The 8731-nt window shown below is 64.6% G+C and carries 8 protein-coding genes; 4 read left to right on the top strand and 4 right to left on the bottom strand.

The window, feature by feature from the left end; translation table 11 throughout:
- Nucleotides 1-157: 157 nt before the first annotated feature.
- Nucleotides 158-1687 carry a histidine--tRNA ligase gene (hisS, locus tag FJ980_RS28195; RefSeq protein ID WP_140546931.1) on the bottom strand — a complete coding sequence of 510 codons (1530 nt, stop codon included), beginning with the start codon at nt 1685-1687 and terminating at the stop codon, nt 158-160.
- A gap of 324 nt (nt 1688-2011) precedes the next feature.
- Between hisS and FJ980_RS28190 the strand changes: the two genes are divergently transcribed.
- Both FJ980_RS28190 and FJ980_RS28185 read left to right on the top strand, forming a co-directional pair.
- The gene (locus FJ980_RS28190) at nt 2012-2248 is read left to right on the top strand and encodes a hypothetical protein (protein WP_140546930.1); all 237 of its coding nucleotides are present in this window, start codon (nt 2012-2014) and stop codon (nt 2246-2248) included.
- Between the two features lie 28 nt (nt 2249-2276).
- Nucleotides 2277-2660 (top strand): hypothetical protein, encoded by a 384-nt coding sequence (locus tag FJ980_RS28185; protein ID WP_140546929.1) that lies wholly within the window; start codon nt 2277-2279, stop codon nt 2658-2660.
- A 201-nt stretch (nt 2661-2861) separates the two neighbouring features.
- Here the strand turns inward: FJ980_RS28185 and FJ980_RS28180 are convergent, their stop codons facing one another.
- Nucleotides 2862-3500, bottom strand: coding sequence for a DNA-3-methyladenine glycosylase I (locus FJ980_RS28180; RefSeq protein ID WP_140546928.1), 639 nt, complete (start codon nt 3498-3500; stop codon nt 2862-2864).
- Between the two features lie 213 nt (nt 3501-3713).
- Between FJ980_RS28180 and FJ980_RS28175 the strand changes: the two genes are divergently transcribed.
- Together FJ980_RS28175 and FJ980_RS28170 are read left to right on the top strand one after the other, a co-directional pair.
- Nucleotides 3714-4454: a L,D-transpeptidase gene (locus tag FJ980_RS28175; protein WP_140546927.1), complete on the top strand. Its 741-nt coding sequence runs from the start codon at nt 3714-3716 to the stop codon at nt 4452-4454.
- A gap of 366 nt (nt 4455-4820) precedes the next feature.
- On the top strand, nt 4821-5741 hold the full coding sequence (locus FJ980_RS28170) for a bifunctional 5,10-methylenetetrahydrofolate dehydrogenase/5,10-methenyltetrahydrofolate cyclohydrolase (RefSeq protein ID WP_140546926.1): 921 nt from the start codon (nt 4821-4823) through the stop codon (nt 5739-5741).
- 150 nt (nt 5742-5891) lie between these two features.
- Here FJ980_RS28170 and glcF read toward each other — a convergent pair whose 3' ends face one another.
- Nucleotides 5892-7217, bottom strand: a complete 1326-nt coding sequence (gene glcF, locus FJ980_RS28165) for a glycolate oxidase subunit GlcF (protein WP_140546925.1) — start codon at nt 7215-7217, stop codon at nt 5892-5894.
- Nucleotides 7218-7281: 64 nt separating this feature from the next.
- Nucleotides 7282-8499, bottom strand: coding sequence for an FAD-binding protein (locus FJ980_RS28160; protein ID WP_140546924.1), 1218 nt, complete (start codon nt 8497-8499; stop codon nt 7282-7284).
- Nucleotides 8500-8731: the final 232 nt, after the last annotated feature.

The following is an 8731-nucleotide window of genomic DNA, read 5'->3' as shown; positions in this document are numbered from 1 at the left end:
CCCTTCCCTTCTCCCCTTGTGGGAGAAGGTGTCGCCGAAGGCGACGGATGAGGGGTGCTCCAGCGGAATGAGACGCCGGCGTTCCCTGGAACACCCCTCATCCGTCTCGGCGCTTCGCGCCGATCCACCTTCTCCCACAAGGGGAGAAGTCGGCGCTCTACCTTCCACGTGCCCGCTCCTCGGCCTGCGCCGCGAGTATCTTCTTCACCTCGGCAACCAGCTCGCCCTCCGCCACCGTCACCTGCGCCGGCCTTGCCGCCCGCCATTCGGCATTGTCGGTGATCTCGGCCGACAGGCGCGCGCCTTCGATCAGGTCCTTGATCTGCACCTCGCCTTTGGCGCGCTCGTCGCCGCCCTGGATGATGGCGACCGGGCTGCCGCGGCGGTCGGCATATTTCAGCTGCGCCTTCATGCCGGCGCCGCCGAGATACATTTCGGAGCGGATGCCGGCGACTCGCAGGTCGGCGACCATCTTCTGATAGCGGCCGAGGCTTTCGGTGTCCTTGTCCATGACCAGCACCACGACCGGCGCGATGACATCGGAGGCGTCGAGCTTGCCGAGGTTCTTGAGCGCCGTCATCAGCCGCGAGACGCCGATGGAAAAGCCGGTCGCCGGCACCGGCTCACCGCGGAAGCGCGAGACCAGCCCATCATAACGGCCACCGCCGCCGACCGAACCGAAGCGCACGATCTGGCCTTCGTCATTGGGGATCTCGGCCAGCAGCTCGGCCTCGAATACGGGGCCGGTGTAATATTCGAGGCCGCGCACGACGGAGGGATCGATGCGTATGCGTTCAGCGCTGTAGCCGGCAGCCCGGATCAGAGCCTCAATCTCCTTAAGTTCAGCAAACCCAGCGTTAGCGGTGGCGTTGGCCTTAAGTGCGGCGTTCCATGACGCCACATCATTCTTCTGCCCTGCCTCAAGATATTGATTGTGAAGAATGACGGCGACAACGAATTCGGCCTGAATCTCGTCAAGGCCAGCGCCCTTTGTGAAATCCCCTTCACCTTCCTTACCGCCGTCCCATCGTCCCGGGCCAAGCAGGAGCCTCACGCCTTCCGGCCCAAGCTTGTCCAGCTTGTCGATGGCCCGCAGCACCGTCAGCCGGCGGCCAGCATTCTGGTCGCCACCAAGGTCAATAGCCTCGAGCACGCCGTCCAGCACTTTGCGATTATTGACGCGAACAACATACTGCCCGCGAGGAATGCCGAGCGCTTCCATGACGTCGGCCATCATCATCGCCATCTCGGCATCGGCGGCGACGCCCGGCGTGCCGATCGTGTCGGCGTCGAACTGCATGAACTGGCGGAAGCGGCCGGGGCCGGGCTTCTCGTTGCGGAACACCCAGCCGGAGCGGTAGCTGCGATAGGGTTTCGGCAGCCTGTCGTAATTCTCGGCGACGAAACGGGCCGTCGGCGCGGTCAGGTCGTAGCGCAGCGACAGCCACTGGTCGTCGTCATCCTGGAAGGAGAACACGCCTTCATTCGGCCGGTCCTGGTCGGGCAGGAATTTTCCCAAAGCATCGGTGTATTCGATCATCGGCTGGTCAGCCGGCTCGAAACCGTAGAGCTCATAGACCGAGCGGATGGTCGCCATCATCTTCTCGACGGCGCGGATGTCCTCGGCGCTGCGGTCGGCAAACCCGCGCGGCAGCCGCGCTTTCGTCTTTTCCGATTTGTCGGCCATGGGATCGGTCTTTCTGGTCAATGGGCGCGCGTTTCCTAAACGATGCCGCTTGGAGCGGCAAGGGTTAGCGCCTCTCCTTCCCCGAGCGGGAGAAGGCAGATCGGCGCGATAGCGCGGAGACGGATGGGGTGTTCCAGCGGAGTGAGACGGTGGCGCCTCCTGGAACACCCTCATCCGGCCGCTTCGCGGCCACCTTCTCCCCCAAGGGGAGAAGGAAAAACTGAAACAAACCGCGCCAAAAACGAAACAATTGCGCCATCGGCGCGGCATGCTGCCGACACAATCGGCGACCATAAAGCGCGTCGAAACAAGGGGTTCGGGGCCATGACGACGGCTAACGACATTATCGAGAGCGGCGCATCGGCCAGGCTGCGGCCTGACGGCGGCTTTATGCTCAAGCCGGCCCAGCAGCCGGCCGGGCCATTCGAGGTCGCGGCCGAGGCGCGCAAGCCGACCGTGCGCGACGCGCTGGTGACTGGCCTGCTGGTGATCTACCCCGCCTTCGCAGCCGTGGCGGCGATCATTGCCGGGCTGTTCCTGGCCGGCGCCGGCAGCGTCTGACTTTTCACTCAACGATCGGGGGATCATCATGTACTTGCGATTTGCGTGCGCGCTTGCCGGCGCGCTTTTCTGTGCCATGCCCGTCGCAGCCAACGCCTGCCAGCCGGGCGATGCCCGTCTTGCCGGCCACTATTACCTGAACGGCGTCATGGAAGTCGGTTCAGAGCTGCTTTTGAAGAAAGACGGCAGCTTCGAATTCGCGCTCGCCTACGGCGCCAACGACCAGTACGGCAAGGGCTGCTGGGTGCGGAAGGGCTCGACTGTCGAGGTCATCCCGGCAGGCCGCAGTTCCGCCTCCACACATCATACGCCCGACGACAGCGGCTTCAGCGGACTGGTGCTCACGGTGTCCGGCTCCAGCCTGGTCTGGGACATCAACGGCAGCGGCCATAAGGGCAGGTTCGAGAAGTAGCCTCTTCTCCTTCTCCCCCTGTGGGAGAAGGTGGATCGGCGCGCAGCGCCGAGACGGATGAGGGGTGCTCCAGCGAAGTGAGACGCCGGCAAACTTGCCGTCTCCTCCGGCGGTGTGAGACGCTGGCTTTCCCTGGAACACCCCTCATCCGGCCGCTTCGCGGCCACCTTCTCCCACAAGGGGAGAAGGAAGAGGGCGCCTCTACTTCGGCCGCTTCAGCTTCTTGCGCTCTTTCTCCACCTCTGCCCGGCAGTAGCAGCCTTCGAGATGATCGTTGACCAGGCCCATCGCCTGCATGAAGGCATAGACCGTGGTCGGGCCGACAAAGCTCCAGCCGCGCTTCTTCAATTCCTTGGATATCCTGACCGACACCGCCGTCGTCGGGTTGGCGCGCAGATGCGCCAGGTCGACGATTTCGGGCCGCTCGCCCGGACCCGGCTCGAACTTCCAGAACCAGGCGGCAAGCGAGCCGAACTCGTCCACCATCTCGCGGGCGCGTTTGGCGTTGTTGATGGTCGAAACGATCTTGCCGCGGTGGCGGATGATGCCGGCATTGCCGAGCAGGCGCTCGACATCAGCGTCTGTGAACGCCGCCACCTTGTCGAAGTCGAAACCGGCGAAGGCCTCGCGGAAATTCTCGCGCTTGCGCAGGATGGTCAGCCACGACAAGCCCGATTGGAAGCCTTCGAGGCAGATCTTTTCGAACAGCCGGCGATCATCCGTCACCGGCCGGCCCCATTCGTAATCGTGGTAGTGGAGATAGTCCGGCAAATTGCCATGCCAGAAGCAGCGCGCCCTGCCGTCGGGGCCATCCAGAATGCCGGCACTTTCAGTCGCCATCGTCAGCAGATCCATTTGTTAATGCGCTTCAGCGCCGCTTTTACCGTGGCTTTACCAGATTCCTGAACCGCCCGGTAACCACACCAAAAGGTTTACTGACAAAGCGGCATTTTACGCATTCCGATTCATGTTTTGCTTGCCGCTCCACGCCAAGGATCGCGAAACCGAGGGCGCCCTCGCCGCCCCGGATGAGTTCGATCAAGGTGCGTTCCCATGAAGACAGCGTTTTGTTCCCTGCTAGGTGCCGCAGCGGTTCTTGCCGCCGGCGCCACGACTTCCCTTGCCAACGACCGTTATGCCGACCGGCCGCCGGTGATGGTGAGCCCCGACCTTTCGGCGCCCTGGGTGCTGCAGCTTGGCCACGCGCCGGGCATCGTGCGCCCGGCGCGGCAGGCAGCGCAGCCGCCGCTGCGACGCATCTTCCAGGCTCAGCCCGACCAGCAGCGCACGGCGGCCGTGCAGCAGCCGGCCAAGCGCATGGTGATGCGGCCGCAGATCAATCCGGTCTACCTGCCTCAGGAAGTCGCCTATGACGGGCCGGCGAAGCCGGGCACCATCGTCATCGATACGCACCAGAACTTCCTCTTCCTGGTCGAGAAGAACGGCAAGGCGCGGCGCTACGGCGTCGGCACCGGCAAGCCCGGCTTCGAATGGTCGGGCACCCACAAGATCACCGACAAGAAGGTCTGGCCGGAATGGCGCCCGCCGGCGGAGATGATCAAGCGCGAGGCGGCCAAGGGCCGTTACCTGCCGACCTATCTCGCCGGCGGCATCGAGAACCCGCTCGGCGCGCGCGCGCTCTATCTCGGCACTACCGAATACCGCATCCACGGCACCAACCAGCCCTGGACGATCGGCGGCGCGGTGTCTTCCGGCTGCATCCGCATGCGCAACGAAGATGTCGTCGACCTCTACGAGCGCGTGAATGTCGGAACTACGGTCGAGGTGATATAGTCATAGCGAATCAGCCGGTTAGACGGCGCAGCACTTTTGTCTGATGCTGTTGCAGCCAAGTCATAGTGCTATCCCGCGGGATGTGCTTTAACCGATGAAGGGTTTACGGGGGACGGGCCGTGTGGGGATACGGCCAGTCGCGAAAAGGCAGCGCAGGGAAACCGCGCTGCCTTTTTCGTTTTTTTGTTTTTTCGATGCATGACGCTGCAAGTCGCCCGCAAAGCAGACGGTTTCGCTTTCGGGGCTGATTTCCCGGCGCTGTTCTGCTATTGCAGCGCACAAAATCTCAATTGTTGCGCAATTCCAGACAGAAAGCCGCTGTTGCGCTTGTCCTCGGAATTGCTTCAGAAGGCAGAGGTGCCAGCCATGACCCGGACCGACGACAGCCGCTACCTGAAAGGCGGCCCGGTCGCCCAGCGCATCATCGCTTCGGTGCGCGAGGACGCAGCGATCGCCACGGCCGAAGGCTTTCCGCCGAAGCTTGTCTCGATCACCGTGGGCGATACTGCCGCGGTCGACGTCTATGTGCGCAACCAGCGCGCCAAGGCAGCCCTTGCCGGCATCAGCTTCGAGGAGCGGCGCTTTGCCGCCGACATCACGGCGGGCGAGTTGGAGGCCGCCATCCATGGCCTCAATGCCGACCCGCGCGTCACCGGCATCATCATCCAGCGGCCGGTGCCGGCGCATATCCCGATCAAGACGCTACAGGCGGCGGTGCATCCGCTGAAGGACGTCGAGGGCATGCACCCGGCCTCGATCGGCAACATCGTCTATAACCAGCTCGACCTGGCGCCCTGCACGGCGGCGGCCTCGGTCGAACTGCTGAAGGAGACCGGCCTCGAGCTCAAGGGGCTCGAAGTGGTCGTCGTCGGCCATTCGGAGATCGTCGGCAAGCCGATAGCCTTCCTGTTGATGAGCGAGGGCGCGACGGTGACGGTGTGCCACCACATGACACGCTCGCTGGCCGCCCATGCGCGGCGCGCCGACGCGCTGTTCGTCGCCGTCGGCAAGCCGCGGCTGATCAAGGCCGACATGGTGAAGCCGGGCGCCGCCGTCATCGACATCGGCATCAATTCCGAGGTCGGGCCTGACGGCGAAAGCCGCATCGTCGGCGACGTCGACACCGACAGCATCAAGGAAGTGGCGTCCTGGATCACGCCGGTGCCGGGCGGCGTCGGCCCGCTCACGGTCGCGATCCTGTTGCGCAACACCATGGTGGCGCTCAACCGCCAGCGCGCGCTCTACCGCGCGACCTACGGCGTGCCGGATCAGCTCGCGGCGGAATAGGCCGACACGCCCCCTCACCCAGCCTCCGCTTCGCTGGGCCGACCTCTCCCCAAGGGGAGAGGAGACTGCCAGCGCCAGCGCCAAACTCTTCTCCCCTCGGGGAGAAGGTGGCCGCAAAGCGGCCGGATGAGGGGGCGCCTGCGACGAGGATCACTCTGCGGCCGCAAGCACTCGCTCAGAAACACCCTCGGGCTTCGGACCGCCATAGGCCCAGTCAAGCAGCTTGATCGTATGCACCACCGGCAGCTTCGCGGCGGATGTTATCTGCGTGATGCAGCCGATGTTGCCGGTGGCAACGACTGAAGCGCCGGTCGCTTCGATGTTTTTGACCTTGCGGTCGCGCAATTTAGCCGAAATGTCGGGCTGCAGGATGTTGTAGGTGCCGGCCGAGCCGCAGCACAGATGCCCCTCGCGCGGCTCGCGCACGACAAAGCCCGCCTTGGCCAGAAGCTCCTTCGGCTGGCGCGTGATCTTCTGGCCATGCTGCATGGAACAGGCGGAATGATAGGCGACGACCGTGCCCGGCTTGCGCACCGGCTCGGGCAGGTCGAGAGCGGCGAGATATTCGGTGACGTCCTTGGCCAATGCCGAGACGCGCGCCGCCTTTTCGGCATAGGCGGGATCGAGGCGCAGCATGAAGCCGTAATCCTTGATCGTCGTGCCGCAGCCGGAGGCTGTGATGATAATAGCGTCGAGCCCGCCCTGCTCGATGGCGCGTGTCCAGACGTCGACATTCTGTCTTGCCGAGGCAAGGGCCTGACCTTCGCGGCCCATGTGATGGACGAGCGCGCCGCAGCAGCCCTCGCCCTCCGGCACCACCACCTCGACGCCGAGCCTGGTCAGCAAAGAGATAGTCGCCTCGTTGATCGCGGGATCGAGCACGGACTGCGCGCAGCCGGTGAGGATCGCGACGCGGCCGCGCCTTGCGCCTTTCCCGGCATGCGTGGCGGGCGAAGCCATCGGCGATGCCGGCGGGATCGCCGGCGGCGCGAGCTTCAGCATGGCCGCGACCGGCTTCAGCGCCGGCAGTTTCTCGAACAGGCCGATGAACGGCCGGCCAAGCCCGGCGAACTTCAGCGCGGCGCGGAAGCGATTCGGGTAAGGCAGCACGAAGGCCAGCATTGCGCGCTTCAGCCGGTCGAGCAGCGGGCGCTTGTAGGTTTCCTGAATGTGAGCGCGGGCGTGGTCGACCAGATGCATGTAGTTCACCCCCGAGGGGCAGGTCGTCATGCAGGCAAGGCACGACAGGCAGCGGTCGATATGGGTGACGATCTCCTTGTCAGCCGGGCGGCCGTTCTCCAACATGTCCTTGATCAGGTAGATGCGGCCGCGCGGCGAATCGAGCTCATTGCCCAGCGTCACATAGGTCGGACAGGTGGCGGTGCAGAAGCCGCAATGCACGCATTTGCGCAGGATCTTTTCCGATTCCGCGACATGCGGATCGGAAAGCTGTGCGGCGGAGAAATTGGTCTGCATTTTTCCGTCTCTGTTAGACGCAATTCCGGACGGAAAACCGTTTCACACTTTTCCTGGAATTGCTTTAGGCCATGCGGCCGGGGTTGAGAATCTGCTTGGGATCGAACTCGGCCTTGAGCCGCGCCGACAGCGCAGCCAGATGCGGCGGCTGCGGTTCGAAGACAGGAAGCGCCGCGCGGTGCGGTGCGGATGCGCGCACCAGCGTCGCATGGCCGCCGCCATATTTGCGGATCAGTCCGCGCAGCAACTCGGCTTCCGGGTCGTTCTCGCGCATCGACAGCCACACCAGGCCGCCCTGCCAGTCATAGAAGGCATCGACCGCCGCCTCCATACGCAGCGCCATCACCATGTGATGCGCCTGAGACGGCGCCATCGAGACGCGCCAAACCGGCCGCGCGCCGCCATCGGCGAAGGGCCGGCAATCGCGAATGTCGCGCCAGATCGCCTTCGAGGCCTCGCCGGCGATCTCCTCGATCGGCCCGGCCTTGCCGAGCAGTTGCCTCAGCGCTTCGATCCGATAGACGACCGACGGGCCAAATCCCTCGACCCGCAACAGCGTGGCGGCATCGCTGCCATGCTTGCCGCCGGCGACCTTCGCGGCGATCCGTTCCGGCAGATGCGCGGCGCTCGAAACTTCGGCACTGGAGCCCAGCGCCAGCGCCATGGCGGCGACGGCCGCGTCATCGAGCAGGCCGCGTATGGCCAAGGTCACTTCCGTCTCCGCTGCCGGCAGGACCTTGAAGGTGACGTCGGTGAGCACGGCCAGCGTGCCCCAGCTGTTGGCCATCAGCTTGGAGAGGTCGTAGCCGGTGACGTTCTTGACCACGCGGCCGCCCGACTTGAAGGCTTCGCCGCGTCCGGAAACGGCGGCGACGCCAAGGATATGGTCGCGCGCCGCACCTGCCTTGAGACGACGGGGGCCGGACAGATTCGAAGCCAGCACGCCGCCGATCGTGCCGTTCTTGCCCCCTTGGCCCGGCTCGCCGCCGAGCAACGGGCCGTAGTCCATCGGCTCAAACGCGAATTGCTGGCCGTTCTCGGCAAGCAATTTTTCGATCTCGGCGAGCGATGTGCCGGCGCGGGCCGACAGCACCAGTTCGGCCGGTTCGTAGAGAGTGACCCCGGTGAGGCGCGACAAGTCGAGTGTGTGTTCGGTCTGCAATGGGCGGCCGATGCCGCGCTTCGAGCCATGGCCGAGGATTTCGAGCGGCGTTTCCTCGGCGGCTGCCCATTGGATGGTGGAGAGGGTTTCGGCGGAGGAAGATGGGGTGAAGGTGGTCATGGCTACAAAGCCATCCCAAATGAGGATATGCCGAGTTCCTTCGCGCCCCTCTCTGTCCTGCCGGACATCTCCCCCTCAAGGGGGGAGATCAGCTGTCATCGCGGCCTTCGCCAATCTTCGATGTCGCAAGTGAGGCGCGGCCGCAGAAGCTGCCAATCTCCCCCCTTGAGGGGGAGATGTCCGGCAGGACAGAGAGGGGGGCGAAGGAACGCCGTCATGCGAAATTAGCCCC

It is taken from the genome of Mesorhizobium sp. B1-1-5, from assembly GCF_006443065.1.
Taxonomy (GTDB): domain Bacteria; phylum Pseudomonadota; class Alphaproteobacteria; order Rhizobiales; family Rhizobiaceae; genus Mesorhizobium.
Note: the sequence above shows the minus strand (reverse complement) of the source record. Positions and strands in the feature narration are given on the sequence as shown.

Coding starts and splice junctions, on each gene's coding strand:
- FJ980_RS28190 (WP_140546930.1), top strand. CDS start 2,012: ATGACGACGGCTAACGACATTATCGAGAGCGGCGCATCGGCCAGGCTG.
- FJ980_RS28175 (WP_140546927.1), top strand. CDS start 3,714: ATGAAGACAGCGTTTTGTTCCCTGCTAGGTGCCGCAGCGGTTCTTGCC.
- hisS (WP_140546931.1), bottom strand. CDS start 1,687: ATGGCCGACAAATCGGAAAAGACGAAAGCGCGGCTGCCGCGCGGGTTT.
- FJ980_RS28180 (WP_140546928.1), bottom strand. CDS start 3,500: ATGGCGACTGAAAGTGCCGGCATTCTGGATGGCCCCGACGGCAGGGCG.
- glcF (WP_140546925.1), bottom strand. CDS start 7,217: ATGCAGACCAATTTCTCCGCCGCACAGCTTTCCGATCCGCATGTCGCG.
- FJ980_RS28170 (WP_140546926.1), top strand. CDS start 4,821: ATGACCCGGACCGACGACAGCCGCTACCTGAAAGGCGGCCCGGTCGCC.
- FJ980_RS28185 (WP_140546929.1), top strand. CDS start 2,277: ATGTACTTGCGATTTGCGTGCGCGCTTGCCGGCGCGCTTTTCTGTGCC.
- FJ980_RS28160 (WP_140546924.1), bottom strand. CDS start 8,499: ATGACCACCTTCACCCCATCTTCCTCCGCCGAAACCCTCTCCACCATC.